36 protein-coding genes are annotated in these 26,819 nt (G+C 44.9%); 2 read left to right on the top strand and 34 right to left on the bottom strand.

Features of this window, described 5'->3' with window-relative positions; genetic code table 11:
- Nucleotides 1–45: 45 nt before the first annotated feature.
- From rplQ to fusA, 34 genes are all read right to left on the bottom strand, one after another.
- A complete protein-coding gene (gene rplQ, locus BUB18_RS16610) occupies nt 46–540 on the bottom strand; it encodes a 50S ribosomal protein L17 (protein ID WP_073083243.1) in 495 nt (164 codons plus the stop codon).
- A 100-nt stretch (nt 541–640) separates the two neighbouring features.
- A complete protein-coding gene (locus BUB18_RS16605; RefSeq protein WP_073083240.1) occupies nt 641–1,636 on the bottom strand; it encodes a DNA-directed RNA polymerase subunit alpha in 996 nt (331 codons plus the stop codon).
- Nucleotides 1,637–1,703: 67 nt separating this feature from the next.
- Nucleotides 1,704–2,309 (bottom strand): 30S ribosomal protein S4, encoded by a 606-nt coding sequence (gene rpsD, locus BUB18_RS16600; RefSeq protein ID WP_073083238.1) that lies wholly within the window; start codon nt 2,307–2,309, stop codon nt 1,704–1,706.
- Between the two features lie 157 nt (nt 2,310–2,466).
- The gene (rpsK, locus tag BUB18_RS16595) at nt 2,467–2,868 is read right to left on the bottom strand and encodes a 30S ribosomal protein S11 (RefSeq protein WP_073083840.1); all 402 of its coding nucleotides are present in this window, start codon (nt 2,866–2,868) and stop codon (nt 2,467–2,469) included.
- A 112-nt stretch (nt 2,869–2,980) separates the two neighbouring features.
- Nucleotides 2,981–3,361 (bottom strand): 30S ribosomal protein S13, encoded by a 381-nt coding sequence (gene rpsM, locus BUB18_RS16590; protein WP_073083235.1) that lies wholly within the window; start codon nt 3,359–3,361, stop codon nt 2,981–2,983.
- A 59-nt stretch (nt 3,362–3,420) separates the two neighbouring features.
- Nucleotides 3,421–3,537, bottom strand: a complete 117-nt coding sequence (rpmJ, locus tag BUB18_RS16585; protein WP_073083232.1) for a 50S ribosomal protein L36 — start codon at nt 3,535–3,537, stop codon at nt 3,421–3,423.
- A 66-nt stretch (nt 3,538–3,603) separates the two neighbouring features.
- Nucleotides 3,604–3,822 carry a translation initiation factor IF-1 gene (gene infA / locus BUB18_RS16580; RefSeq protein WP_012789309.1) on the bottom strand — a complete coding sequence of 73 codons (219 nt, stop codon included), beginning with the start codon at nt 3,820–3,822 and terminating at the stop codon, nt 3,604–3,606.
- Between the two features lie 148 nt (nt 3,823–3,970).
- Nucleotides 3,971–4,771, bottom strand: coding sequence for a type I methionyl aminopeptidase (gene map / locus BUB18_RS16575; RefSeq protein WP_178372151.1), 801 nt, complete (start codon nt 4,769–4,771; stop codon nt 3,971–3,973).
- 112 nt (nt 4,772–4,883) lie between these two features.
- Entirely contained in the window at nt 4,884–6,227 is a 1,344-nt protein-coding gene (gene secY, locus BUB18_RS16570; protein ID WP_073083227.1) for a preprotein translocase subunit SecY, read from the bottom strand.
- 78 nt (nt 6,228–6,305) lie between these two features.
- Nucleotides 6,306–6,752 carry a 50S ribosomal protein L15 gene (gene rplO, locus BUB18_RS16565; RefSeq protein WP_073083224.1) on the bottom strand — a complete coding sequence of 149 codons (447 nt, stop codon included), beginning with the start codon at nt 6,750–6,752 and terminating at the stop codon, nt 6,306–6,308.
- Nucleotides 6,753–6,874: 122 nt separating this feature from the next.
- The gene (gene rpmD, locus BUB18_RS16560; RefSeq protein ID WP_073083222.1) at nt 6,875–7,060 is read right to left on the bottom strand and encodes a 50S ribosomal protein L30; all 186 of its coding nucleotides are present in this window, start codon (nt 7,058–7,060) and stop codon (nt 6,875–6,877) included.
- A gap of 93 nt (nt 7,061–7,153) precedes the next feature.
- Complete coding sequence (rpsE, locus tag BUB18_RS16555) at nt 7,154–7,672, bottom strand: 30S ribosomal protein S5 (RefSeq protein ID WP_073083219.1); 519 nt, start codon at nt 7,670–7,672, stop codon at nt 7,154–7,156.
- 50 nt (nt 7,673–7,722) lie between these two features.
- Entirely contained in the window at nt 7,723–8,076 is a 354-nt protein-coding gene (gene rplR / locus BUB18_RS16550; RefSeq protein ID WP_073083217.1) for a 50S ribosomal protein L18, read from the bottom strand.
- A gap of 92 nt (nt 8,077–8,168) precedes the next feature.
- The gene (rplF, locus tag BUB18_RS16545; RefSeq protein WP_073083215.1) at nt 8,169–8,723 is read right to left on the bottom strand and encodes a 50S ribosomal protein L6; all 555 of its coding nucleotides are present in this window, start codon (nt 8,721–8,723) and stop codon (nt 8,169–8,171) included.
- 128 nt (nt 8,724–8,851) lie between these two features.
- Nucleotides 8,852–9,250 carry a 30S ribosomal protein S8 gene (gene rpsH, locus BUB18_RS16540; protein WP_073083212.1) on the bottom strand — a complete coding sequence of 133 codons (399 nt, stop codon included), beginning with the start codon at nt 9,248–9,250 and terminating at the stop codon, nt 8,852–8,854.
- A 103-nt stretch (nt 9,251–9,353) separates the two neighbouring features.
- The gene (gene rpsN, locus BUB18_RS16535) at nt 9,354–9,623 is read right to left on the bottom strand and encodes a 30S ribosomal protein S14 (protein WP_073083209.1); all 270 of its coding nucleotides are present in this window, start codon (nt 9,621–9,623) and stop codon (nt 9,354–9,356) included.
- Between the two features lie 13 nt (nt 9,624–9,636).
- Entirely contained in the window at nt 9,637–10,212 is a 576-nt protein-coding gene (gene rplE / locus BUB18_RS16530) for a 50S ribosomal protein L5 (protein WP_073083207.1), read from the bottom strand.
- Entirely contained in the window at nt 10,212–10,550 is a 339-nt protein-coding gene (gene rplX / locus BUB18_RS16525; RefSeq protein WP_073083204.1) for a 50S ribosomal protein L24, read from the bottom strand. Before rplX ends, rplE begins: the two co-directional genes overlap by 1 nt.
- A 173-nt stretch (nt 10,551–10,723) precedes the next feature.
- Nucleotides 10,724–11,092: a 50S ribosomal protein L14 gene (rplN, locus tag BUB18_RS16520; RefSeq protein WP_073083202.1), complete on the bottom strand. Its 369-nt coding sequence runs from the start codon at nt 11,090–11,092 to the stop codon at nt 10,724–10,726.
- Between the two features lie 73 nt (nt 11,093–11,165).
- Nucleotides 11,166–11,426, bottom strand: coding sequence for a 30S ribosomal protein S17 (gene rpsQ / locus BUB18_RS16515; protein ID WP_073083200.1), 261 nt, complete (start codon nt 11,424–11,426; stop codon nt 11,166–11,168).
- A 62-nt stretch (nt 11,427–11,488) separates the two neighbouring features.
- Entirely contained in the window at nt 11,489–11,689 is a 201-nt protein-coding gene (gene rpmC, locus BUB18_RS16510; protein ID WP_073083198.1) for a 50S ribosomal protein L29, read from the bottom strand.
- 69 nt (nt 11,690–11,758) lie between these two features.
- Complete coding sequence (rplP, locus tag BUB18_RS16505; RefSeq protein WP_073083196.1) at nt 11,759–12,178, bottom strand: 50S ribosomal protein L16; 420 nt, start codon at nt 12,176–12,178, stop codon at nt 11,759–11,761.
- Between the two features lie 55 nt (nt 12,179–12,233).
- The gene (gene rpsC / locus BUB18_RS16500) at nt 12,234–13,007 is read right to left on the bottom strand and encodes a 30S ribosomal protein S3 (RefSeq protein WP_073083193.1); all 774 of its coding nucleotides are present in this window, start codon (nt 13,005–13,007) and stop codon (nt 12,234–12,236) included.
- Between the two features lie 58 nt (nt 13,008–13,065).
- Entirely contained in the window at nt 13,066–13,413 is a 348-nt protein-coding gene (gene rplV, locus BUB18_RS16495) for a 50S ribosomal protein L22 (protein WP_073083190.1), read from the bottom strand.
- A 45-nt stretch (nt 13,414–13,458) separates the two neighbouring features.
- Nucleotides 13,459–13,725: a 30S ribosomal protein S19 gene (rpsS, locus tag BUB18_RS16490; RefSeq protein ID WP_073083188.1), complete on the bottom strand. Its 267-nt coding sequence runs from the start codon at nt 13,723–13,725 to the stop codon at nt 13,459–13,461.
- 67 nt (nt 13,726–13,792) lie between these two features.
- Nucleotides 13,793–14,626: a 50S ribosomal protein L2 gene (gene rplB, locus BUB18_RS16485; RefSeq protein WP_073083185.1), complete on the bottom strand. Its 834-nt coding sequence runs from the start codon at nt 14,624–14,626 to the stop codon at nt 13,793–13,795.
- Nucleotides 14,627–14,712: 86 nt separating this feature from the next.
- Complete coding sequence (gene rplW, locus BUB18_RS16480; protein ID WP_073083182.1) at nt 14,713–15,012, bottom strand: 50S ribosomal protein L23; 300 nt, start codon at nt 15,010–15,012, stop codon at nt 14,713–14,715.
- A 52-nt stretch (nt 15,013–15,064) separates the two neighbouring features.
- Nucleotides 15,065–15,703, bottom strand: a complete 639-nt coding sequence (gene rplD, locus BUB18_RS16475) for a 50S ribosomal protein L4 (protein WP_073083179.1) — start codon at nt 15,701–15,703, stop codon at nt 15,065–15,067.
- Between the two features lies 1 nt (nt 15,704).
- The gene (gene rplC, locus BUB18_RS16470) at nt 15,705–16,322 is read right to left on the bottom strand and encodes a 50S ribosomal protein L3 (protein WP_073083178.1); all 618 of its coding nucleotides are present in this window, start codon (nt 16,320–16,322) and stop codon (nt 15,705–15,707) included.
- Nucleotides 16,323–16,514: 192 nt separating this feature from the next.
- Nucleotides 16,515–16,820: a 30S ribosomal protein S10 gene (gene rpsJ, locus BUB18_RS16465; RefSeq protein ID WP_012789286.1), complete on the bottom strand. Its 306-nt coding sequence runs from the start codon at nt 16,818–16,820 to the stop codon at nt 16,515–16,517.
- Between the two features lie 1,513 nt (nt 16,821–18,333).
- Nucleotides 18,334–18,930 (bottom strand): hypothetical protein, encoded by a 597-nt coding sequence (locus tag BUB18_RS16460; protein WP_073083175.1) that lies wholly within the window; start codon nt 18,928–18,930, stop codon nt 18,334–18,336.
- 276 nt (nt 18,931–19,206) lie between these two features.
- Nucleotides 19,207–19,983, bottom strand: a complete 777-nt coding sequence (locus BUB18_RS16455; RefSeq protein WP_073083172.1) for a polysaccharide deacetylase family protein — start codon at nt 19,981–19,983, stop codon at nt 19,207–19,209.
- A 10-nt stretch (nt 19,984–19,993) separates the two neighbouring features.
- Nucleotides 19,994–20,779, bottom strand: coding sequence for a glycosyltransferase (locus BUB18_RS16450; protein ID WP_083550146.1), 786 nt, complete (start codon nt 20,777–20,779; stop codon nt 19,994–19,996).
- Nucleotides 20,780–21,055: 276 nt separating this feature from the next.
- Nucleotides 21,056–23,200 carry an elongation factor G gene (gene fusA / locus BUB18_RS16445; RefSeq protein ID WP_073083170.1) on the bottom strand — a complete coding sequence of 715 codons (2,145 nt, stop codon included), beginning with the start codon at nt 23,198–23,200 and terminating at the stop codon, nt 21,056–21,058.
- A 625-nt stretch (nt 23,201–23,825) separates the two neighbouring features.
- On the opposite strand from fusA, the gene BUB18_RS16440 reads away from it, so the two are divergent.
- Both BUB18_RS16440 and BUB18_RS16435 read left to right on the top strand, forming a co-directional pair.
- Entirely contained in the window at nt 23,826–26,282 is a 2,457-nt protein-coding gene (locus BUB18_RS16440; protein ID WP_143159972.1) for a tail fiber domain-containing protein, read from the top strand.
- A gap of 11 nt (nt 26,283–26,293) precedes the next feature.
- Nucleotides 26,294–26,800 carry a T9SS type A sorting domain-containing protein gene (locus tag BUB18_RS16435; RefSeq protein WP_073083166.1) on the top strand — a complete coding sequence of 169 codons (507 nt, stop codon included), beginning with the start codon at nt 26,294–26,296 and terminating at the stop codon, nt 26,798–26,800.
- Nucleotides 26,801–26,819: the final 19 nt, after the last annotated feature.

The following is a 26,819-nucleotide window of genomic DNA, read 5'->3' as shown; positions in this document are numbered from 1 at the left end:
CTCGCAATGCGAGGCCTTTCCAAGTATTGTAATCTATTGAATAAATTACTCAGCTGATTTTTCTTCAGTTGAAGCATCAGCAGCAGGAGCAACTTCATCTTCAGCTTTTTTCTTAGCACCACCAGCGCGGCGTGTTTTCTTAGCAGGAGCTTTTTCAGCAGCGGCAGATTTACCGTAGATTTCGTTGAAATCAACCAGTTCAATCATTGCAACTTCAGCGTTATCACCTACACGTTTACCCAGTTTAATGATACGGGTGTATCCACCAGGACGGTTAGCGATTTTTTCGCTGATCACACCGAACAGTTCTTTGATAGCTTCTTTGTCTTGCAGGTAAGAGAAAACGATTCTACGGTTGTGAGTAGAGTCGGCTTTACCTCTGGTCAGGATTGGTTCAACGTAAACACGCAGTGCTTTAGCTTTAGCCAAAGTGGTGGTGATACGTTTGTGACTGATCAGTTCGCAAGCCAGGTTAGACATCAGGCTTTTGCGGTGTGCAGCTGTTCTGCTTAATTTGTTTAATTTAACTCCGTGACGCATGACATTTGATTTTACCCCTGCACCGTGTCAGGAATTGCAGGGTACTTTTATAAAAAATAAGAATCCCCTTCACACTTGTGGTGAAAAGGGGATATAAAGATTATTCTTCGTCGAGTTTCAGTTTGGACAGGTCCATACCGAAGTGCAGACCTCTTTCGCCCAGTACCTGTTCGATTTCGCTCAGAGATTTCTGACCGAAGTTTCTGAATTTCATCAGTTCTTCCTGTTCGTACTGTACCAGTTCGCTCAGGGAGTTGATTTTAGCTGCTTTCAGACAGTTGAATGCACGTACGCTCAGATCGAGATCTTCGAGAGGTGTTTTCAGTATCTTACGGAGCTGCAGTGTTTGTTCGTCTACTACATCTTCTTTTTCAGCGTCTTTGGTATCAAAGCTGATGTTTTCATCTGTGATGATCATCAGGTGCTGGATGAGGATGCGGGAAGCCTGCTTCACTGCTTCTTCAGGGTGAATAGTACCGTCGGTAACAACCTCCATGATCAGTTTCTCATAGTCGGTTTTTTGTTCCACACGGGTATTTTCTATGCTGTACTTTACGTTTTTGATTGGCGTAAAGATAGAGTCGATGGCGATATAGCCAAACACTGCATCCTTAGGTTTATTCTCTTCTGCAGGAACGTAACCACGGCCTTTACCGATAGTCAGCTCGATATCCATCTTAGCAGATGGGTCGAGGGTACAGATGAGTAATTCCGGGTTCATGATCTGGAAAGCGCTGGTGGCTTTTTCGATCATATCTGCACGGAATTCGGTTTTACCTTTGATTGACAGTGTGATCTTTTCGTTCGTCACATCATTTTCAGAAATTCTCTTGAAACGAACCTGTTTCAGGTTCAGAATAATTTCTGTAACGTCTTCGGTAACACCTTTCAGTGTAGCGAACTCGTGATCAGCCCCTTCAATCTTAATACCCACAATGGCATAGCCCTCCAAAGAAGACAACAGCACGCGACGCAACGCATTACCGATAGTCACAGCATAACCTGGTTCTAATGGTCGGAATTCGAATTGAGCTTCAAAGTCGGTAGACTTCTGCAATACGATCTTATCAGGTTTCTGGAAATTTAAAATTGCCATTGATATGATAGATTTATGAGTTTAAATATGAAGTTAGTCCATGGCCGGAGCCATGGACTAGTATTTATTACTTAGAATACAATTCCACAATCAGTTGTTCCTTGATATTCTCAGGAACGCTCTCTCTCTCAGGATAAGCAATGAATGTACCTTTCATTTCTTTCTCGTTCCAATCCAGCCAGCTGAATTTAGGATTTTTACCACGGATAACGCTGGTCAGAGCGGTATTGTTTGCGGTTTTGTTTTTCAGGGATACAATATCACCTGGTTTCAGTTGGAAAGAAGGAGTGTTAACAAGGATACCGTTAACAGTGATGTGTTTGTGAGACACGAGCTGACGAGCAGCAGGACGGGAAGGAGCGATACCCAGACGGAACACGGTGTTGTCCAGACGAGCTTCCAGTAATTTGATCAATACCTCACCAGTAACACCTTTTCTACGGTTAGCTTCGTCGAACAGGTTGCGGAACTGACGCTCCAGTACACCGTAAGTGTATTTTGCTTTCTGTTTTTCTCTCAGCTGCAGTGCGTATTCGCCTAATTGTTTACGTTTGCGGTTTGCGCCATGCTGACCCGGAGGGTTGCTGTTTTTACCTAAATACTTACCATTACCGAGAATGGGTTCACCAAAAATTCTGGAAATTTTGGTCTTTGGTCCTGTGTACCTTGCCATAATTGAAAATAATAAAGATTTTTTAGTTAATGATGTATGCTCTTCAAAAAATCTAAAAACCTGATCATACACCCATTTTTATAAATATTAAACTACAAAGTCCAGACACCAGTCAGTTATATCCTGACCAGTATCTGGAATCTGCAATAATATATTCCTACACTCTTCTTTTCTTAGGAGGACGGCAACCGTTATGAGGCAGAGGAGTAACGTCTTTAATCATGCTCACTTCGATACCAGAGTTTGCGATAGCACGGATAGCGCTCTCACGACCAGCACCCGGACCTTTCACAAATACATCTGCTCTTTTCAGACCGGCGTCCATAGCAACTTTAGCAGCATCCTGTGCAGCCAGCTGAGCTGCGTATGGAGTGTTCTTTTTAGAACCTCTGAAGCCCATTTTACCAGCAGAAGACCAGGAGATAACCTGACCGTGTTTGTTGGTAATGCTTACAATGATATTGTTAAAGCTAGCAGAGATATGAACATCTCCGTAGTTATCTACCTTTACTACTCTCTTTTTATTAGCAGCAGTTTTTGTATTAGTTGCTTTTGCCATAATGATATTAAATTCCAAATATTGAAATCCAGATCCCAAATCAACACCCTAAGTGTGTCACTTGAAACCCCCTCACCTTGGAATTCGGGATTTCAACCTGGGATTTTATTTATTATTTCTTAGTTGCTTTTTTCTTACCAGCCACTGTCTTACGTTTACCCTTACGAGTACGGCTGTTGGTACGGGTGCGCTGACCTCTTACCGGTAAACCTTTCCTGTGACGCAGACCACGGTAGCAAGCGATATCCAGCAGACGCTTGATATTCATTTGCACCTCGGAACGCAGCTGACCCTCTACCTTAAACTCGCCGTTGATAATGTTACGGATGGCAGCTTGTTCATCATCGTTCCAATCCTTCACTTTTTTGTTTACATCAATTTCCGCCTTGTTCAGGATATATTGGGCGGTAGAACGGCCTATACCGAAAATATAGGTGAGGCCAATTTCTCCTCTTTTATTTTTAGGAAGATCTATACCGGCTATACGTGCCATATTTCTATTTTATTTTTATATGATTCTGATTAAAAAATCAAATTCCGTCAAGAAACTAATTACCCCTGACGTTGTTTGAAGCGAGGGTTCTTTTTGTTGATCACCAACAGAACACCTTTTCTACGAACTATTTTACAATCCGCACTTCTTTTTTTGATTGCAGCTCTTACCTTCATGATGATTTATTTATAAAAGGTTATATTTTAAAATTGTATTTCCGTACTACACCGTTGCTCCCGCGCTTACTTGTATCTGAAAATTATACGGCCTCTTGACAAATCGTACGGGCTCATTTCAACCCCCACCTTATCTCCTGGCAGAATGCGGATGTAGTGCATTCTCATCTTTCCAGAAATGGTGGCCAGAATCTCGTGCCCGTTTTCCAGTTTTACACGGAACATAGCGTTTGATAAGGCTTCTAATATAATTCCATCCTGCTTAATGAGTGCCTGTTTTGCCATAAAAATTTTTAGGACTGCAAAGATAGCGATTATCTTTTGAAATAGAAAAATTTCCCCGGATTATTATTACTATTGCCCGTCTTTTAATTTAATCCTATCTCTCTTTTTATTAAATACTACTAAATATGAATAGGTATCCTATTTATAATTAATAGTTTGTATTCAATTCTGGGTTGTTTTTCTCCGCCTTTTCGATCTCTGCAAAATTGGACAAAATATCCGCTTTTCCTTTCCCAACAGCCACCGTATGCTCAAAATGAACGGATGGGCTGTTATCCCTGGTCACAACTGTCCAGCCATCTTCCAGGTATTCCACATCTTTGGAGCGGAGGTTGATCATTGGTTCGATAGCGATCACCAGGCCTTCTTTCATTACGGGTCCGCTACCGCGTTTACCGTAGTTAGGGACCTGTGGATCTTCGTGCAGGTGACGACCCAGGCCGTGCCCAACCAGTTCTCTTACCACACCGTAGCCTCTCTCCTTTTCAGTATATTCCTGGATAGCGTAGGAGATATCCCCGATACGGTTACCTACAATCGCCTTCTCGATACCTTTATATAAGGAGGCTTTGGTAGCGCCCATCAGGCGAAGGATGTTGTCTGCCACGTTGCCGATAGCAAAGGTATAGGCACTGTCGGCATGAAAACCGTTCATGAACACTCCACAGTCTACCGTCACGATATCACCGTCTTTCAGCACATATTTATCAGGAATACCGTGTACTACTGCTTCGTTTACGGAGATGCAGCAGGCAGCAGGGAATCCCTTATAGTTTTTGAAGGAAGGAGTAGCGCCATGATCAACAATGTATCTATCGGCCACTGCATCCACTTCCAGGGTAGACATACCAGGTTTGATGGTACGGGCTACTTCTGCCAGTGCATCGCTCAGGAGCAGCGCACTTTTGCGGATGAGTTCTATCTCTTCTTTTGTTTTATATTGAATCATAACAATCTTTTTCTAACCTGACAGTTAAATAACATAGCCACTAAAGCATAAAAATGGGTTTATGCTTCTGTGGCTATGTTTATTTCTATGCCCTTGCGGGCAGCCTGATAGCTTAAGCGTTTGCCGGGGCTGTTCTGCCTTTGATACGGCCGGTGCTCATTAAGCCGTCGTAATGACGCATGAGCAGCTGGCTTTCGATCTGCTGCAGGGTATCCAGGATAACACCCACCATGATGAGGAGGGAGGTACCACCGAAGAAGGTAGCGAAGTTGCTGTTAACGCGGAAAGCGGCAGCAACACCTGGAAGAATACCTACAAGCGCCAGGAAGAATGCACCAGGCAGCGTGATACGGTCCATTACCGCGCCGATGTAATCAGCAGTAGCGGTACCTGGTTTAACACCAGGGATGAAACCGTTATTGCGCTTCATTTCATCCGCCATTTGAGTTGGATTGAAGATGAGTGCAGTATAGAAATAAGTGAATACAATTACTAACACACCGTAGATCACGTTGTACCAGCCGTTCGTATGATCAGAGAAGATACGGATGAAGCTGGAAGCACTTTCAGAAGAAGTGGCAAAACCGATAACGGTGGCAGGAATAAACATGATAGCCTGGGCGAAGATGATCGGCATTACACCGGCAGCATTCACTTTCAGCGGGATGAACTGACGTACACCACCATATTGTTTATTGCCTACAATGCGTTTTGCGTAGTTAACCGGAATTTTGCGGGTACCTTGTACCAGGAGGATCAATCCTACAGTGATCAGGATGAAGATGGCAATCTCGATCAGGAAGAGGATCGGACCACCGCCACCACCTTCTACTTTAGTAGAGAATTCAGCGAGGATAGCCTGAGGCAGACGGGCAAGGATACCCATCATGATGATGATGGAAGTACCGTTACCGATACCTTTATCCGTGATTTTCTCACCCAGCCACATCACGAACAGGGTACCTGCTGTGAGGACGATGGTGGTAGATAACCAGAAGAAGAAGGTGCCATACTCAGGGATAATAGCGCCACCAGACTGATTACGCAGATAGGCCACGTAAGCACTTGCCTGGAATCCAGTTACCACAACTGTAAGGATACGGGTGTACTGATTGATCTTTTTGCGGCCGCTTTCTCCTTCTTTCTGTAATTTCTGGAAATAAGGTACTGCTATCGTTAACAACTGGATAGCGATAGACGCGGAGATATAAGGCATGATACCTAACGCAAAGATGGAAGCCCTTGAAAACGATCCACCTGCAAACATGTTGAACAGCCCCAGAATCCCCTGGTTAGAACTCTTGGAAAAGTTGGAGAGAGCGTTGGCATCAATACCAGGTAAAGTGATATAGGATCCTACACGGTAGATGAGGACCAGGAGCAGGGTGGTTAAGATGCGGTTACGCAGGTCCTCAATACTCCAGATATTCTTGATCGTTTCGATAAATTTCTTCACAGGAAGACAAAGGTTTAATAGCGCTATTAAATATGAAAAGACGCACTACTCCGTAGGCGTCTCCTCAGTCGTAAAGTCTTATACCAGTTCTACTGATCCACCTGCTGCTTCGATGGCTGTTTTAGCTTTTTCGCTGATAGCGTTTACTTTAACAGTCACTTTGCTTTTCAGTTCACCGTTAGCCAGGATCTTAACTTTAGCAGTTCTGTTGATCAGGCCATTCATGAACAGGTTGTCCAGATTGAACTCCTGCAGACCATATTTTTCAACTAAGTGATCGATCTGGCCCAGGTTGAAGATTTGGTATTCTTCGCGGTTATTATTTTTGAAACCACGTTTAGGCATACGGCGCTGGATAGGCATCTGACCTCCTTCGAAGCCTCTCTTGCTGGAGTAACCAGCACGGGATTGAATACCTTTGTTACCTTTTGTGGAAGTACCACCTTTACCGGAAGCCTCACCGCGGCCGAGACGTTTCTCTTTATGTACAGAGCCTTGTGCAGGCTGTAATGAATGCAGATTCATGATGTTAATTTTTTTTACTTGCGCGGAAATTAACCGCTCGCTTAAATGTATAATATCTGTTGTAAAGTTGCAAATGTAAAGGTAAGATTGTCAGCAGACAATCCCACAGCAGTGTTAGGTGATTAACCGTTTACCTGCTCAACTTTTACCAGATGGTTTACTTTGGTAACCATACCCAGGACCTGAGGAGTTGCCTCAACTTCAACAGAAGCGTGCATTTTAGTCAGACCCAGCGCCTTCAAGGTCAGTTTCTGCCTTTCAGGACGGTCGATACCACTTTTCACCTGAGTGATCTTAATCTTTGCCATAAATCCCTATCCGCCGGGGGCGGAGTAATTTAATTGTTAAAAAATATGTTAGCACTTCTCCGGGTTAAACCGGTTCTCCTTGCGGAGAACAGATTAACCGTTGAATACTTTTTTCAGAGCGATAGTTCTGGTTTTAGCTACGCTAACTGGTTCGCGGAGCAGACCCAGTGCTTTGAAGGTAGCTTTTACCACGTTGTGTGGGTTTGCAGAACCTAAAGATTTAGCCAGAACGTCGGTAACGCCAGCGCTTTCCAGCACAGCACGCATAGAACCACCAGCGATTACACCAGTACCATGAGCAGCTGGTTTAATCAGAACTTTGGCAGCACCTTCTTTTGCGAACTGATCGTGAGGGATAGTACCGTGCATAACTGGAACTTTAATCAGGTTCTTTTTAGCATCGTCTATACCTTTTGTGATAGCTTGCTGTACTTCTTTAGCTTTACCCAGACCATGACCTACCACGCCGTTTTCGTTACCTACTACAACCAGCGCGGAGAAGCTGAAAGTACGACCGCCTTTGGTGGTTTTGGTAACACGGTTGATCGCCACAACTTTCTCTTTCAGTTCCAGGTCACCGGCTTTTACTTTATTGAATGAATTCTTTGCCATTTTATTTTATAAGAATTACTTGTTCAGAATTATAAAATTCGGACCCTTTATTAAAATTGGAGACCGCCTTCTCTTGCACCTTCAGCAACCGCTTTGATACGACCGTGGTATAAGTAACCGCTTCTGTCGAATACACATTTGGTCAGACCTAATGCAATTGCTTTAGCAGCTACTGCAGCACCAACCATTTTAGATTTTTCAGATTTAGTACCTTTTTGTGCTTTGATATCTTTATCACGGGAAGATGCAGCAACCAGGGTAGTACCGTTGGTATCGTCGATCAGCTGCACGTAGATATCGCTATTACTGCGGAATACAGAGAATCTTGGTGTCTGTGCAGAACCAGAGATTTTCTTACGGATGCGGTAACGGATCTTCTGTCTCCTGTTAACTTTTGTGCTCATTGTGAGTTTTAGTTTTATAATCCCGATGCTGCCGGGATTGTGTTAAAATCAGCTAACCAGCTTTTTTGAGCTGATTAGCTAACTTAAATATTTTATTTACCTGCTGATTTACCAGCTTTCTTACGTACAACCTCATCGGAGTAGCGAACACCTTTACCTTTATAAGGCTCTGGTTTACGCAGGCTACGCAGTTTAGCGGCAACCTGACCGAGCAGTTGTTTATCAGTACCTTCCAGCATGATTTTAGGGTTCTGACCTTTTTCAGTCAGGGTAGAAACCTTCAGTTCAGCAGGAACTTCGAATACGATATTGTGAGAGTAACCCAGTGCGAGATCAAGCAGCTGACCAGCGTGAGTGGCTTTGTAACCAACACCCACCAGTTCCAGTTGTTTTTTGAACCCATCAGTTACACCAGTAACCATGTTCTGCAGCAATGCGCGATACAGACCGTGCAGCGCTTTGTGACGGATCTGATCAGTAGGGCGAACAACGTTCAGAACGCCGTCAGCAACCTCTACTTTAATATCCCTGTCGATGGTTCTTTTCAGTTCACCTTTAGGGCCTTTTACGGTTACTTCGTTGGCTGGGGAAACAGTAACTGTAACACCTGCAGCCAGTTTGATAGGAGCTTTACCTATACGAGACATAACTTTAAGTTTAAAGTTGTTATTGTTATAGTACCGATTATCCGTTTTCAGCGCCGTATAGTGAGCTTAGATGGCGGACAATCTACGCAGTTTACCGGTTGGAGACCAACCGGTAAACAAAAGATTTATTAGTAGATGTGGCAAACTACTTCACCACCAACGTTCTGAGCTTTAGCTTCTTTATCAGTCATTACTCCTTTGGAAGTAGAGATGATAGCGATACCCAAACCATTCTTCACACGTTTGAAGTCTTCTGGTTTAGAGTACTGACGCAGACCTGGACGGCTTACGCGAGTCAGTTCTTTGATAGCGGGTTCTTTAGTTTGAAGATCGTATTTCAAAGCGATTTTGATTACGCCTTGTTTGTTATCTTCTTCGAATTTGTACTTCAGGATATAACCTTTATCGTACAGAATTTCTGTAATACGTTTTTTCAGCTTGGAAGCCGGAATTTCCACAATCCTGTGGGTGGCCATTTGCGCGTTCCGGATACGAGTCAGGAAGTCTGCTATTGGATCAGTAACCATTGTTTAAATAGTTTGATGATGTTTTACAATGCGATATCCAATCAGTATAAGATGGGAATCAAATAACTTAATTGTTTGGAGCAGTTAAACTGCTACCGGGATATTACCAGCTGGCTTTTCTAACACCAGGGATTTTACCAGCGAGAGCCAGGTCGCGGAACATGTTCCTGCAGAGGCCGAAGTGACGCATGTATCCTTTAGGACGACCGGTCAGCTGGCATCTGTTTTTCAGACGAACAGGAGAAGCGTTTTTAGGCAGTTGGTCCAGAGCAGCGAAGTCACCAGCAGCTTTCAGCGCAGCGCGTTTTTCTGCAAATTTAGCAACCATAGCTTCTCTTTTCCTTTGTCTGGCTTTTACGGATTCTTTTGCCATAGTATATTATCGTTTACTGATTATCTTTTTTCATGTTTCTGAAAGGCATACCCATTTCTTTCAGCAGCTCATAAGCTTCTTCGTTGGTGGTAGCAGTGGTCACGAAAGTGATGTCCATACCGGAGATCTTAGTCACTTTATCGATATCGATTTCAGGGAAGATGATCTGTTCGGTAACACCCATGGTATAGTTACCACGACCGTCGAAAGCTTTTTCGTTGATACCTTTGAAGTCACGTACACGTGGCAGAGAAACTGAGATCAGACGATCCAGGAACTCGTACATGTTAACACCGCGGAGGGTAACGCGAGCGCCGATTGGCATGTTTTTACGGAGCTTAAAGTTGGAGATATCCTTTTTAGACAGGGTAGCGATAGCTTTCTGACCAGCGATACGGGTCATTTCGTCTACTGCGATGTCTACCAGTTTTTTATCACCTACAGCACCGTTGATACCTTGGTTCAAGCAGATTTTAGTCAGGCGAGGTACCTGCATAACGCTTTTATAGTTGAATTTCTTCTTCAGCGCAGCAACTACTTCGTTTTTGTATTTGGTCTGCAGTCTCGGAGTATAGTTAGTGTTTGCCATTATTTAATTACCTCCCCTGATTTTTTAGCGATACGAACTAATTTACCGTTTTCTCTCTGTTTGTTAACACGGGTAGGAGCACCAGTTTTAGCATCCCACAGCATCACGTTAGAGATAGCGATAGGAGCCTCTTGCTTCACGATACCACCTTTGGTATTCTGTGCAGTCGGTTTGGTGTGTTTGGTAATAATGTTAACGCCCTCTACAATAATGCGGGCTTTGTCAGGCTGAACTTCCAGCACTTTACGAGCTTTGGTCCTGTCCTTGTCATCACCTGCGATAACCGCAACCAGGTCGCCCTTCTTAATGTTGAATTTAGGCTTAAATCTAGTTTTCATTACTTTGATTTATTATTAAACGCCAAGCGAAACGTCTGTTTCGCTTGATAAATGTTTTTTCGTTCTTGCAAACGGGCTGCAAAGATAAGAAATATTTACAAATATTGGAATTTTGGGATTTTCGGGGAAAAATGCCTGAAAACACCAAAATTCCAAATTCGATAATAATTCTATTATAACACTTCAGGAGCCAGGGAGATAATTTTCATATAACCCTTGTCTCTGAGCTCACGGGCAACCGGACCGAAAATACGGGTACCGCGAGGTTCGTCTGAGTTGTTCAGCAGTACAACCGCGTTATCATCGAAACGGATATAAGAACCGTCTTTACGACGTAATTTATTTTTGGTTCTTACGATTACGGCTTTAGTAACCATACCTTTTTTCGCGCCACCGCCAGGAATAGCATCCTTAACAGTCACCACAATTTTATCACCTACTTTAGCGTAGTCCTGACCGGAGTTACCTAACACGCGGATGCAAAGAACTTCTTTAGCACCAGAGTTATCAGCTACGTTCAGCCTTGATTCTTGTTGTATCATCGTAATGAGATTTATTTTGTTTAGTCAGCGGCTGGAACCGGGATTGCCGGCCACAGCTTGAAACAAAGAATAATTATTTTACTTTTTCGATTACTTCTACCAGTCTCCAGCATTTGTTCTTAGACATAGGACGGATTTCCGCGATTTTCACGGTATCGCCAATGCTGCACTCATTGTTTTCGTCATGAGCCATGAACTTGGTAGTTTTTTTAACGAACTTACCATAGATTGGGTGCTTTACTTTACGTTCCACTTTAACAGTAATGGTTTTATCCATTTTGTTAGAGGACACCACACCAATCCTGGATTTTCTTAATTTTCTTTCGGTCGTCATTGTTGAAATATTTAACTCTCCCGGAGGAGGCCTTAAATGTTATGCTAATACTACTAGGAGGATTAGAAGCCCAGTTGTCTTTTACGCAGTTCGGTGTTCATGCGTGCGATATCGCGTCTCACAGAGCGGATGCTCATTGGATTTTCGATAGGCGTAATTGCATGACCGAATGTCATCTTCTTCAAGCGCAGTTGCTCAGCAGAGATTTTCTCTTTCAGCTCCTGTTCGCTCAGGCCTTTCAGATCCAGCTTTTCTTTTGCCATTGTATTGAGTTTGAACAGTACCCATTTTCATGGGGACTGGAATGTGTTTTAAAAATGTGTACCTGCTGATTATGCAACGAAGTCGCGGCTGGTTACAAATTTCACTTTGATAGGCAGTTTCTGAGCTGCGAGTTCCATTGCTTCTTTAGCAACTTGTAAAGGAACGCCTGCTGCTTCGAACAGAATTCTACCTGGTTTCACTACTGCTGCCCAATGGTCTGGAGCACCTTTACCTTTACCCATCCTCACTTCCAGTGGTTTAGCGGTGATTGGTTTATCAGGGAAAATACGGATCCAAACGTTACCTTCACGTTTCATGTGTCTGGTCAAAGCAACACGAGCAGCTTCGATCTGACGGTCAGTGATCCATTTAGGTTCTAATGCTTTAAGGCCGAAAGTACCAAAGGACAGGGTTGCGCCTCTTTTAGCGTTCCCTTTGATGCGACCTTTGTGCATCTTCCTATGTTTCACTCTTTTTGGCTGTAACATCGTCTATATTGTTAATGTTAATAGTAATTGTTTAAGTCTGGTTGTCGGTCAGATATTATCTGCGACCACCGCCACGGTTTTCACCGCCTCTTCTTTCACCACGCTCTCTTCTTTCGCCACCACGGTGGTGATCTTCACGGCCACCGCCACGGTTATCACCTTCTTTACCTGTCAGTACGTTAGGGTTCAGATCGCGTTTACCCAGTACTTCACCTTTACAGATCCATACTTTGATACCGATTTTACCGTAAACGGTTAATGCAAACAGGGAAGCGTAATCGATGTCCATACGGAAAGTATGTAAAGGAGTACGACCTTGTTTCATTTCTTCGGAACGGGCAATTTCAGCACCACCCAGACGTCCGCTTACTTTGATTTTGATACCTTCAGCACCCATTCTCAGTGCGGTAGCAATTGCCATTTTGATAGCGCGTTTGTAGTTGATACGGCTTTCGATTTGTTTAGCAATTGTTTCGGCAACGATGTTAGCATCCATTTCAGGGCGACGGATTTCCAGAATGTTAATCTGAACATCTTCTTTACCTGTCAGTTTCTTCAGTTCTTCTTTGATGCGGTCAACTTCGTTTCCACCTTTACCTATGATGATACCAGGTTTAGAAGTATGAACAGTGATAATCAACTTACCTAAAGTTCTTTCGATCACAACTCTGGAGATGCCACCTTTGTTGATACGGGCATTCAGATAAGTTCTGATCTTGTTATCTTCGATCAGTTTGGTAGCAAAATCTTTCTTGCTGCCATACCAATTAGAGTCCCATCCTCTGATGATACCTAACCTGTTACCAATAGGATTTGTTTTCTGACCCATGTTCTGGTTATTTGTCTATTAGATTAATAGTTTTAATTTCTCTCTGTGGTATTAACACTTAAGCGTTTTTACCGTCCACTACGATTGTAACGTGGTTACTTCTCTTGCGGATTCTGTAACCTCTACCTTGTGGAGCAGGGCGCATTCTTTTCAGGGTGCGGCCACCGTCTACGAAGATAGTTTTAACAATCAGGTTAGCATCTTCTACCCTTGCACCTTCGTTCTTCACTTTCCAGTTAGCGATAGCAGATACCAGCAGTTTTTCTAAAGGTACGCTTGGGTGCTTAGGATGGAATTTCAAAATATTCAAAGCCTTTTCTACATCCAGACCGCGGATTAAGTCTGCCAGCAAACGCATTTTGCGGGGAGATGTAGGATTATTGTTCAGCTTAGCTACTGCTTCCATTTTTAATTTCTTTTATTATTTAGTGTCTGATTACTCAGACTATAATTACATTTTCTTGTTAGCGTGTCCTCTGAAGTTACGGGTAGGAGCAAATTCGCCCAGTTTGTGGCCAACCATAAATTCTGTTACATAAACAGGAATAAATTTGTTGCCATTGTGTACTGCGAATGTGTGGCCTACGAAATCAGGAGTAATAGTAGAACGGCGGCTCCAGGTTTTGATAACTGTGCGCTTAGTGCCTTCGTTCATTTTTTCTACTTTATTCTCTAATTTCTGGTCTACGTAAGGACCTTTTCTTATGGAACGAGCCATGTTGTTTCTTTTATGATTTTCCAATTTCGGATTCCGGTTTTAAGGCCGGAATCCGAATTCCGAAATATTATAATTTTTTACCGTTCTTTCTGCTGATGATCAGTTTATCAGAGCTCTTATGCGGTTTTCTGGTTTTCAGACCTTTCGCATATTTACCTGTTCTGGATCTAGGGTGACCACCTGAAGATTTACCTTCACCACCACCCATCGGGTGATCCACTGGGTTCATCGCAACACCTCGGTTACGAGGACGGATACCTCTCCAACGGTTAGCACCTGCTTTACCGATAGATTGCAGGGCGTGATCGGAGTTAGAAACGGTACCTACAGTAGCCATACAAGTGTTGAGCACTTTACGGAGCTCACCAGAAGGCATTTTCAGTACAGCGTATTTTTCTTCCTTGTTGCTCAGTTGTGCGTAAGCACCAGCAGATCTGGCGATTGCACCACCTTTACCAGGTTGCAGTTCGATGTTGTGAACTACAGTACCGAGAGGCATATTTTTCAGCAACAGTGCGTTACCTACTTCAGGAGCAACGTCAGCACCGCTGATAACGGTACCACCTACCTGCAGACCCTGAGGAGCGATGATGTAACGTTTTTCACCATCAGCGTAGGAAACCAGCGCGATGAATGCGCTACGGTTTGGATCGTACTCGATGGTTTTAACTGTAGCAGGAATGTTTTGTTTGTCACGCTTAAAGTCGATTACACGGTACTGTTTTTTGTGACCGCCACCGATATAGCGCATTGACATCCTACCCTGAGCGTTTCTACCGCCGCTTCTCTTAGCAGGCTCGAGGAGGCTTTTTTCAGGAGTATCCGTAGTCAGTTCCGCATAAGCGTTACCGATTTTCCAACGGGTACCCGCTGTCATTGGTTTAAATTTCTTCAGTGCCATTACTTTCAGAAAAAATTAATTGTTATTAATTATAATTAGTGATCTGCATATACATCCACATCCCGGCTTATTGGGCCGGAAAGGCACTACATGTTAGCATACAGATCTATAGTTTCGCCTTCTGCGAGGGTAATAATCGCCTTTTTGTAAGACGGTTTTTTACCTGAAATGAAACCGGCTTTAGTAAAGCGGAATTTAGCTTTACCAGGCATCACTGCAGTGTTAACATCTGCAACACTCACACCGTAAAAATCTTCCACTGCTTTTTTGATCTCCAGTTTGTTGGCTTTTTTGTCAACGATGAAGTAGTAGCGGTTAAATTTATCGGTCGCCTTATTCACCTTTTCGGTTACTACCGGTTTGATTAAAACGTCTGATGGTCTCATCTTTTATAGCTTATAGCTTTACAGCTGTGTTATTTAATTGGTTTACAACCGCTTACGCTTCAACTGGCTCTTCAGTGAAGATTTTTGCAGCGCTTTCTGTGAATACCAGGTAGTTGCTGTTCATGATATCATAAGTATTGATATCGCTCAGCATTGCACCGTCCACAGTAGGGATGTTTCTTAAAGACAGGTAAACACTTTCGTTATACTCAGGGGTAATAAACATAGTTTTCTTACCGTCAACGTTGATGTTCAGGTTCTTTAAGATACCAACGAATTGTTTTGTTTTTGGCGTCTCGATAGCGAGGTCCTCAACAATGATGATGCTGTTCTCTTTAGCTTTCACTGACAGGGCGGAGATCTTAGCGAGATCTTTCACTTTTCTGTTCAGTTTAATAGCCCAGGAGTGAGGTTTTGGTCCGAAGATGGTACCACCACCTTTGTAGAGAGGGTTACGGATGTTACCTTTACGGGCACCACCAGTACCTTTTTGTTTGTGCAGTTTGCGGGAAGCACCTTTTACTTCAGCACGGGTTTTCACCTTGTGAGTACCCTGACGCTGCGCAGCCAGGTATTGCTTAACCGCCAGGTAGATTACGTGGTTGTTGGGTTCAACACCAAAAATCTCCTCAGGCAGGTCGATAGATCTTCCTGTTTGCTTACCTTGTATATTTAAGATATCGATCTTCATGTTACTTCTGGATTAAAACGATTGAACCATTGTGGCCGGGAACGGAACCACTTACCAGGATATAATTCTTTTCAGGGAATATTTTCAGAATCTTCAGGCCTTTCACTTTCACTCTTTCGTTACCTGTCTGACCTGCCATTCTCATACCCTTGAAAACGCGGGAAGGATAAGATGATCCACCTACGGAACCAGGAGCTCTGGATCTGTCGTGCTGACCGTGGGTAGCTTCACCCACACCGCTAAATCCGTGGCGTTTAACAACACCCTGGAAACCTTTACCTTTAGAAGTACCTACAACGTCAATCGTTTCACCTTCTGTGAAGATTTCACAGGTGATAGATTCACCGAGGGCTTTCTGTACATCCGGGTTGCGGAATTCTTTTACGAAACGTTTAGGGGAGGTGCTTGCTTTCGCGAAGTGATTCAATTCTGCTTTTGTGGTGTGCTTTTCTTTCTTGTCTCCGAAAGAAACCTGAATTGCATTGTAACCATCTGATTCCAGGCTTTTTACCTGTGTTACAACGTTGGGACCAGCTTCGATAATGGTGCAGGCAGTCTGCTTACCATTGGCTTCGAAGATACTGGTCATGCCAATCTTTTTACCAATAAGACCTTTCATTTTTATATGATTTTACCCAGCGCCTGGGGGATTTCTAGCTATCCCCAGGATGGGCGGTTTAAATACATTTATTGGGCGGCCGCCCAGAAGGCGCGACCTATGTTATATTTGTTAAAATTGTTACTCACTGGCAACCAGAGAGTAACCATAAATCAATTAAAGGCGGGCCTTTTGCCCAGCCTTGCTGTTGTCCTATGCTTTAATTTCAACTTCTACACCGGAAGGTAAATCCAGTTTGCTGAGCGCATCTACAGTTCTTGAGGAAGAAGTGTAAATGTCCAGTAAACGTTTGTGAGTACACAACTGGAACTGCTCGCGCGCTTTCTTGTTTACGTGCGGGCTACGCAGCACTGTAAAAATTTTCTTCTCTGTTGGTAAAGGAATTGGACCTGTTACCACGGCGCCCGTGTTACGCACGGTTTTAACGATCTTCTCAGCAGACTTATCTACCAGGTTATGATCGTAGGACTTCAGCTTGATTCTTATTCTCTGAGACATATGCAATGAACTTCTCTTTGTTTTTTCCCTTTACAATTTGGGAGGGCAAAGGTAACCCTTTCTTTTTATTTGGCAAATAATTCTCGGGAAAAAAATATAAGATGACCATCAAAAGACATGCTTTGCTGGCACAGCAGGTGGGGTTATAGGGGCTTACCGCATGCCTGAGCCTTGTAGAATGCATTCATTTTGTGATGCTTAGGCCTTAGTTTTTGTTAACATGCTGGTTTTGACAAATATAGGGAAACCTCATTCAGAAAACCAAAAAAAATTTAAAACTTTTTGCCGGTATGATGAAAATCTTGCCCTGGATCCTATCTGGAAGCGACTGCATCTCCAACGCAGCTTCGCCAGGTAAGTATACTGCCCCACAAGCCCGCTCCCCCTTGCAACCCTCCCCTTTAGCGTATGCTCATCTCCCCACAAAAAACAGAGGCTGCCCTCCCGGAGCAGCCTCGTGGAATAACCAGAGCAAAATCAGCCCGTAGCTCCTCTTACAGAGGTAAGCCACCGCCAATACCGCCCAGTAATGATTTTACTAATCCTAAGATCAGTGCCAGCAGTTGATTCAGTAAATCCATCGTTTAAGGTTTTAATAGGTAAACGCCTACTCTGATTCCCCTGGTTTTCGGCTGCCCCAGCTGATAACTTTCTTACCAGGTCCCGAAAATAGGCGCATATTTCCAGCTGACATACGTTCATTTTATTCATTTATGCCCATTTGTTCATTTCATTCATTCCGCTGCCAGCTTTGATTTTAGCAGACTCTTGCATCTACCAAAATCATAATACGGTAAGTAATCCTAATAAAAAACCGCTGCGTAAGCAACGCAGCGGTTCAATAATGCAGGAAGGGAATGTTTAAGCACCTTTGGGTCCCTCCTGATGAGGTTGTTAATTACAAACCTCCCAGTAATGTTTTCAGGAGCGCAACCAATTGTTGCAGCAATTGATTCAGTGTAGCCATAATGTTGGTAATTTCAGAGTTAAACGCCTACTCTATTCAGGGTTTTCAGCTGCCCCCTGCGCAGGATTATTACAAACCGCCAAGCGCTCTTACCAGCAACGCCACCAGACCTGTCAAAAAGGTGTTTAATGCATCAACAATCATTGTGTTAAGAATTTTGCTTCTGCCTACTCTTTGTGCGGGTTTTCGGCAATCCCCGGTTTAAGCACCGGCAGCCGCTCATTGCGCTACCAGCAGCCAATTACAGTGCGCCAGTTACAGTGTTCAGGAACTTTACCAGTGCCATAAAAATAGTATTCAGCATAGCAACAGTTTTTATCTATTCCGCCTACTCTATTCTTGGTTTTCAGCAATCCCAACCACCCCGCCTTGTGCAGGGCAGATCGCTAAAATAAAGGCTTCCGCGTAAATAGCCTTCGTTCAGTATATTCATTCATGGAGAGGGCGTTCATTCTGTTCATTCCGCCAGCGGTAAGGACTCCTAAATAAAAATGGTCCTGAAGATACCTCCAGGACCATTTTTCATATAACAGACTAAACAACTGCTTATTTACCCATCTCTTCCTTGTAAATCTGCTTCGCTTTAGCAGTAGGGAGGAAGATCTGGAAACCCAGACTGATACCCAGTCTATTAGCTGTGGTACTATTACCACCACCTACGGTAATATCCCAGTTCAGCATTGCATCCAAACCGATATTTGGGGTAATAAAATAGGATAAACCAGGAGACAGACCCAGATTCAAACCATTGGTAGAAGCACCGTTCGCCGGATTCAGCCCCGCCAAACCTGCATTAGCTTCCAGGAAGAACCTCGTGCGCTTGCTGAATTCCAGCTTACGCACATTTTTATCTTCTATGTAATACCGCGCAAACGCACCAATACCATAGCTCACATCGGAACCATTGTCTTTCTGCGTACGTAAACCGAAGTCTACATAGCCACCCACTGCCAGCCCGTCCTTAATGAACCAGCCCACCTTCGGGTTTAAATTGAATTGGAAAACTGTACTGTTGTTCTGAAACAAAAATCCCAGATCAGTAATATCGGAGCCAACCATGATATTTCCTTTTTGGATCTGTGCTTTTGCTGTGCCGAACACCAGGGTCATTAATACTAGGGTTAAGAGACGAATTTTTTTCATGGTCTAATTTTTAATTTAAAATGAATGACATGCTGATTGACGATGGAATTGCTATTTCAGGGTAGGAATAAATTAGGATGTCTGCCTCTTCTCTCTCTTCACAGGATCACTCATACGAAGACTTCATAATAATTGAAAATGAACAGAATAAATATTCATTTCTGCTTTTAAATATCAATAAAGCTCCGACTCGCTGCTGGTTTTAAATCCGCAACTAAGTCAATAACAGTTTTGACATTCATGTTGTTGAATGTCAGACAAAAAAAATGTTAAATTTTATTTTACCTGTGCGAGCAGATCAGCATGCGTGCAAAACTCACCGCGAGATTTCAGAAAAGACAGGAATCCTTCCAATTTAGCGCACATCTTATCTCCACTCACCTTCCGGATGTAAGCTGGAAGCTGGTATCCGGCCAGATCAGTCAATTCCCAGGGATGGAAATAAAAAGACAGATAAGGGTCTTTACGAAGGATCTGCCTGCTGAAATGCCTGGTTATCCATAGCGGGGCATTTTTTACACTCAGCCAAAAGATGGGGTACCTCACCAGGGGAGATACAGAGGATGGGATTATCCACAGTTTTTCACTGCGGAAAATAGTACGGGGTACATGCCAGTTATTGTACCGGCCCGGCAGCCAGGTAGGGTTAACCGAAGAATCGTATTGGTAACCGGCCTTCAACAACGCAGCCTGGCTAACAGGGCGCAGCCTTGGCATCCGGAAGCCGGTAACTTCCCGGCCACTGATTTCCTGGAGAGCAAGCCGGGAACCTTCGAGGTCCTCCTCACAAAATGAGCTATGGTAATAAGCGTGAGAGGCTATTTCATGCTTTGCAGCGATCCTGCGGATCAGCTCCGGAAAATGCTGCGCCCAGTATGCGGTAATAAAGAAAGTGGCCCTCACCTCGTATTGCTCGAATATTTCGAGGGTTTTGAGCAGGCCCCTGCGGGAAACTTCCAGTTTTTCCTGTAAAGGTACCTGTTGGCCAAATTCTTCAGGGATATCGAATTCTTCTACGTCTACACTAATCAATATCCGTTTCTTACTATGCATATAAGGCTATCTATGAAATATTTGTATTGATAATTATCTTAAAATAGTTGCGTAACTCCCGCAGCAGTAGTTTCATACGAAAAGCGGAGAATTTGATATCCGGCCGGCATAACACAGGCACGGAACTCATTTGGAGTCGCTTGCGCCTGCCCGCTTTGTAAATGAACTCGCTGTCGTACAGGAAGCCGTCGATCTCGGTTTGCAGCAGCACGTCCTTTCCGCGCCAGTTAAAGCCCTTTAACCCTGCCTGAGCATCATCTACCTTCAGGCGAAGAATAAAGCGGTTCATGGCTCTGCTAATGCGGGTTATGATCCTCCTTTTACGGGGCAGTTCGCGAAGGTACGCTTCTCCCCTTTCACCGGCAACGATATCGGCACCGGACTGGAGGGAATCATATACCTGTTTTACCGCTCTGACACCAAACGGGAAATCAAGGTCTGTATACACCTGATATTCAAACCGGGCATGCTTTACACCTGCCCTCACAGCGTACCCTTTGCCTCTGTTGATTTTATTATCTACAATCATAATCCCTGGTATAGCGGCTTCCAGCCAGGTAATATGCTGGGAGGTGAAGTTTTTCAGGGAACCATCGTTTACAAGGATCAGCTGCAGGGGAACTTCCGGCATCAGGGAGGTTAAATCGTGGTAATTGCGGATCAGGGATTCCACCCACTGCCCCGACGGGTTCCAGCAAGGCAGGATAAGGTCGAGGCCAGGAGTGAGAATTTCCGGTTGAACCGGATTTATTATAACAGTTGCAGGAGGTGCTGGTATCGTCAATGACAATGGCATAGATAAATTGGCTATCAGTAATTAATGCAGGTTGCTGTCACTTATTTCTCTATTGACGTACGAAGTGGGGATACCCTCTATTGCGGGCATAAAAAAAGGGCTCCCGGAAAACCGAAAACCCTGGCAGGCAAAAAAGCATTTATCAGTTGCAGGTTATTATAGCTAAAATAATCAAATACACTGCAACTACAATAGCATTTTAGGGGGATAGTGCTACAATGAAAAAGGGTGTTCCGGTAAACCGGAACACCCTTTAGTATGCGTTATGCTTAAGGATTAAGCGTTTACTTTTCCTTTAACTTTCGCGATCACTTCTTCAGCAACGTTGTTCGGAGCCGGAGCATAGTGAGAGAACTCCATGATAGAAGTTGCACGACCGGAAGACAGGGAACGCAGCTGAGTTACGTAACCGAACATTTCGCTCAGTGGAACTTTAGCTTTGATTACCTGAACACCGTTTTTAGAGTCCATACCTTCCAGCATACCACGACGACGGTTCAGGTCACCTGTTACGTCACCCATGTATTGGTCTGGGGTTTGAACTTCTACTTTCATGATTGGCTCCAGCAGAACTGGTTTAGCTTTACGGCCAGCTTCACGGAAGGCTTGTTTAGCACAAAGCTCGAAGGACATAGCGTCGGAATCCACTGCGTGGAAACCACCGTCGAACAGACGAACTTTCATGTCTACCAGTGGGAAGTTCGCGAGAACACCCTGGCTCATAGAAGCTTCGAAACCTTTCTGAACTGCAGGGATGAATTCTTTTGGAATAGCACCACCGAAGATATCGTTTACGAACTGGAATGATTTACCGTCGTTTTCTTTCAGCCATTCTGCGTCAGCAGGTCCGATTTCAATCTGGATATCGGCGAATTTACCTTTACCACCGGATTGTTTTTTGAAGGTTTCACGGTGAGAAACTTTCAGTGTCAGGGCTTCTTTGTAAGCAACCTGAGGAGCACCCTGGTTAACTTCTACCTTGAATTCGCGACGCATACGGTCAACGATGATTTCCAGGTGAAGCTCACCCATACCGGAGAGAACTGTTTGACCAGTTTCTTCGTCGGTTTTCGCTTTCAGGGTAGGATCTTCTTCTACCAGTTTAGCGAGGGCCATACCCATTTTATCCACATCTGCCTGAGTTTTAGGCTCGATAGCGATGGAGATTACCGGATCAGGGAAGGTCATTGATTCCAGTACGATAGGATTGTTCTCATCGCACAGGGTATCACCGGTTTTGATATCTTTAAAACCAACAGCCGCACCGATATCACCAGCTTCGATGAAATCGATAGGGTTCTGTTTGTTAGCGTGCATCTGCATGATACGGGAGATACGCTCGTTTTTACCAGTACGGGTATTGAGAACGTAAGAACCAGCATCCAGGTGACCAGAGTAAGCCCGGAAGAACGCCAGACGACCTACGAAAGGATCGGTCATAATTTTGAACGCCAGTGCTGCGAATGGTTCTTTAGCATCTGGTTTACGCTCGATTTCATCACCAGTATCAGGGTTGGTACCTTTTACCGCTTCGATGTCCATTGGAGAAGGCAGGTAACGGCAAACCGCATCCAGCATTTTCTGAACACCTTTGTTTTTGAAGGAAGAACCGCACATCATAGGGATGATAGCGATATCGATGGTAGCTTTACGGATAGCTTCGTGGATTTCAGCTTCGGTGATGGTATTAGGATCATCGAAGAATTTCTCCATCAGTTTGTCATCGTAGTCAGCAACAGCTTCAACCAGTTTAGCTCTCCACTCGTTCGCTTCGTCTACCATGTCAGCAGGGATTTCGATTTCCTGGTAAGTAGCACCTTTACCTTCTTCGTCCCAGATGATACCTTTCATGGTGATCAGGTCAACCACGCCTTTGAAAGTATCTTCTGCACCGATAGGCAGGGTCAAAGGAACAGGGTTAGCACCCAGCATTTCTTTAACCTGTTTAACTACGTTCAGGAAGTCAGCACCTGCACGGTCCATTTTGTTAACGAAACCGATACGTGGTACACGGTAGCGGTTAGCCTGGCGCCAAACGGTTTCAGACTGAGGCTCAACGCCGGATACGGCGCAGAACAGTGCCACCAGACCGTCCAGTACACGGAGGGAACGCTCTACCTCAACGGTAAAGTCCACGTGGCCCGGAGTATCGATGATGTTGAATTTGTATTGTTTAGTATCTGGTTGTGGCTTACCCTGTAAAGTTGGGAAATTCCAAAAACAAGTGGTAGCAGCAGATGTGATGGTAATACCTCTCTCCTGCTCCTGTGCCATCCAGTCCATGGTAGCGGCACCTTCGTGTACCTCACCAATTTTGTGGGATTTACCTGTGTAATACAGGATACGCTCTGTGGTAGTGGTTTTACCCGCATCAATGTGCGCCGCAATACCAAAGTTCCTTTGAAATCTTAAGTCTGCCATAATATTAAAATGACTAAATAATGCAATTTAGGGCGCAAAGGTAATCTTTTTTCCGTAATAAATAAAACGCCCGGGTAGGTGATCATGTTATTTATTCCTTAACGAATTTCGGCTTTTTTTCCGGACCGCCGCCGACCCATAAAAACCGACCAAATTTGGAAATTTTACCGCCGTATTTCATTTATTCTCAATGGGATAAGAATTGTTTGATAATTTAGAGAACATTTTTGCAGTTTTTTATGTTCCATTGCAACGGATCATAACTATTGATTGGAAATCAGCACTATGAATGTTTAAACATTGGAAGCCGTTTTTGTTCATCCTTATCTAATGCACTTATGAAGAAATTACTACTTATTCTGTAATGTTTTATCCTGACCCCGATTTTTACCAAAATCGAAACGATATGACCCCTGCATTGCACTACGGGCTTATTTCGAGCAACATCAAGTCAGACAGATAGATTGTAATTTTTGATGCATTAGCACATGAATACCGTTATTGCCAGCGCATTAACAGGGAGGATTTGTGTGCAGACTGATGCCGGGCGCTACTATCATTCTACGCAGAAAGACACAACGTACAAGAGTTTAATCCCATTCCATAGATAGAAAACTTCTGCAAAATGAAAAGATCCCTTAGGGTTTTATGCCTGCTGATCGCATGCATATGCCTGTTTCAACCTCAGCAAACCATGGCCCAAAGCGGTATGGGCGGTATTAATTATCAAGCGGTGGTGCGTAATGCAAGTGGTACCGCAGTTCCTAACCAGCCGATAAAGATACGTTTCTCCGTATTGGACAACTCTCCCGGAGGCCAGGTCCAATACCAGGAAACACATGATTTAACAACGAATCAATTAGGGTTATTTACCACGCAAATTGGTACGGGAACCCCTACGAACGGCACTTTTGCAGCTATTCCATGGGCCAACACCAACCAGTATCTGCGGGTAGAAGTAGCAATAAATGGTGGCAGTTACAGCGAATTGGGCACCGCCCAGTTATTTGCTGTACCCTATGCCTTGTACGCTGCCAATGCGGGATCTCCCGGGCCCCGCGGATTACAGGGTGTACAGGGTATACAGGGTCTTAAGGGAGATGTGGGTGCCACCGGTCCGGCAGGACCAGCCGGCCCCGCAGGCCCTCCAGGTCCGCAGGGCGCACAAGGCCCGGCTGGCGTGGCAGGACTGGCAGGTCCTAAAGGAGATCCCGGTATACAGGGCCCTCCAGGACCGGCAGGCCCCATAGGACCACAGGGCCCCCAGGGCGAACAAGGTTTAACCGGCCCCCAGGGAATGATCGGATTTACCGGCGCCACCGGACCAGTAGGTCCCACAGGCCCGCAGGGACTGAAAGGGGACGATGGTATCCAGGGGCCGATGGGCCCAACAGGACTCACCGGTGCTAAAGGCGATCCCGGTGATCCCGGACCAGCAGGACCGGCAGGCATCCAGGGACCGGCAGGGCCCATAGGACCCGCAGGCCCTATAGGCGCCACCGGTATAGCAGGCCCCATAGGCCCCGTTGGACCGGCAGGACCAGCAGGAGCAACCGGTGCCACAGGCCCTCAGGGTGTTCCAGGCCCCATGGGATTGATTGGACCAATGGGCCCTATTGGACCAATTGGACCAATTGGGCCAGTAGGAGCCACCGGCGCCACAGGGCCAATCGGCCCGGCAGGACCTCAAGGCCCCATAGGTCCGGCAGGCAGCTTAACCGGCGCGGCGGGCGGCGACCTCACGGGCACCTATCCCAATCCGCAGGTGGCAGGGATAAGAGGCATTAACGTCTCCACAACCCCACCTACCAATGGTCAGGGATTGGTATATAACGGCACCGATTGGGTACCGGGTAACCTTACCGGAGATAACCTTGGGAACCACATTGCCACCATGGACATACAGCTGCGTGGTTATAAGCTAACCAATCAACCAACCAACACCGGGATCAACCTGACCGATGAGGGCAAATTTACCCTCACCACCAATCCCGGCGGCCTGGGTACCTACGCCACCACCTTCGTAGTGGATGATTTTGGCAGTGTAAACGCCCAGGGAAAACTTTCCGTTGGTACTATCCCTGCTACCGGAGCAGGCTGGCGGATGATGTGGTATCCGGGAAAAGCCAGTTTCCGTGCAGGTGGTGCAGTGACTAACGAATGGGATGATGCAAATACCGGCCAATACTCCATAGGCTTAGGTACCAATGTGCTGGCGAGCGGCTTTGCCAGTATTGCCGCAGGAGATGCCATCCGATCAGCCGGATATGCAAGTGTGGCGCTTGGCAGGGCTAATGAAGCCAGCGGAAGTGGCGGTATAGCTATAGGCACCCGTTGCTATTCATCCAAACTTAGCGCTGTAGCGATAGGTGATACGGTAGCAGCTGATGGAGACTATAGTGTAGCACTGGGCAGATATGCTAAAAATGCCGGCTATGGCGGTTCTATGGTCATGGGTGATAACTCTTCCGGACTTGATGTAGTGGTAAATACGGCCTCCAATCAATTTGTAGCACGTTACGCAGGAGGGTATATACTTTATACTTCACCATCATCAGGAGGTGTATCCCCGCTGGGAGCAGCATTAATACCAGGTAGTACTTCCTGGAGTGCAGTATCCGATTCAACCAAAAAGGAAAAATTTGCGCTCGCGAATGGTGATGAATTCCTGGAGAAGCTAAACCAGCTCCATTTAGGTTCCTGGAATTATAAAACATTTTCACCAGCTGAATACCGGCATTATGGTCCGTTTGCACAGGAAATTTATGCAGCATTCGGCAGAGACAAATATGGCAAAATCGGTTGCGACACCCTCATCAACAGCGGAGATATGGATGGTATCATGCTCATCATGCTGCAGGCATTAAACAAGCGCTGCGAAGCATTACAAGTAGCAAACAAGAAACTGGTTTCACAGGTAACGGATCTGGCTACCCTGAGAAAAGAAAATGAAGAGCTGAAAGCCGCCCTGAGCAAAGTGGAAGCACTAACGCAAAGGATTCTGCAACTGGAAGCCACGGTAAAATCAAGTGCTGGCGATCAACCAAAAACAACAGCATCCAACATCAATCAAACACACTAACCAGTATCGCTATGAATGTATTTACACGTGCAGGTATTTGTATACTCTTTTTACTGAGTGTATGCATTACTGTTGCTCATGCTCAACTTATCCTTAACAGGCAGGTGGCTGCAACGGCGGGTGGTAGCGGCACAGCGGGGAATACGCGTATTCAGTATACGATCGGAGAACCAATGATCACACTGATTACCGATGGCCGCGTGCTGCTCACCCAGGGCTTCCAGCAACCGGAAGAGCTGCCTCCTGTGGATCCGGGTGCCAACGTGGTAAAGGGATTCATCATTTTCCCCAACCCGGCTTCTACTAACCTCAAAGTTCAGCTCGATTTACTCGCGCCGGCAATTGTCAATCTCGAATTGATCAATACCGCCGGCCAGAGCATGTATCGGGAGGGGCAGTCGATGGGTGCCGGCAGAAACACGGTGGTAATTGCCGTCAACAAATTTGCCTCAGGCATTTACCGGCTGAAAATCAAGGTAGGACCTCAGATATTCTTTGAGAAAATCATTATTCAATAACCTTCTTCGCAGATAGATA

Origin of the sequence: Chitinophaga jiangningensis (assembly GCF_900142605.1) — a bacterium.
Taxonomy (GTDB): domain Bacteria; phylum Bacteroidota; class Bacteroidia; order Chitinophagales; family Chitinophagaceae; genus Chitinophaga; species Chitinophaga jiangningensis.
This window is presented reverse-complemented; position numbering and strand designations above follow the sequence as displayed.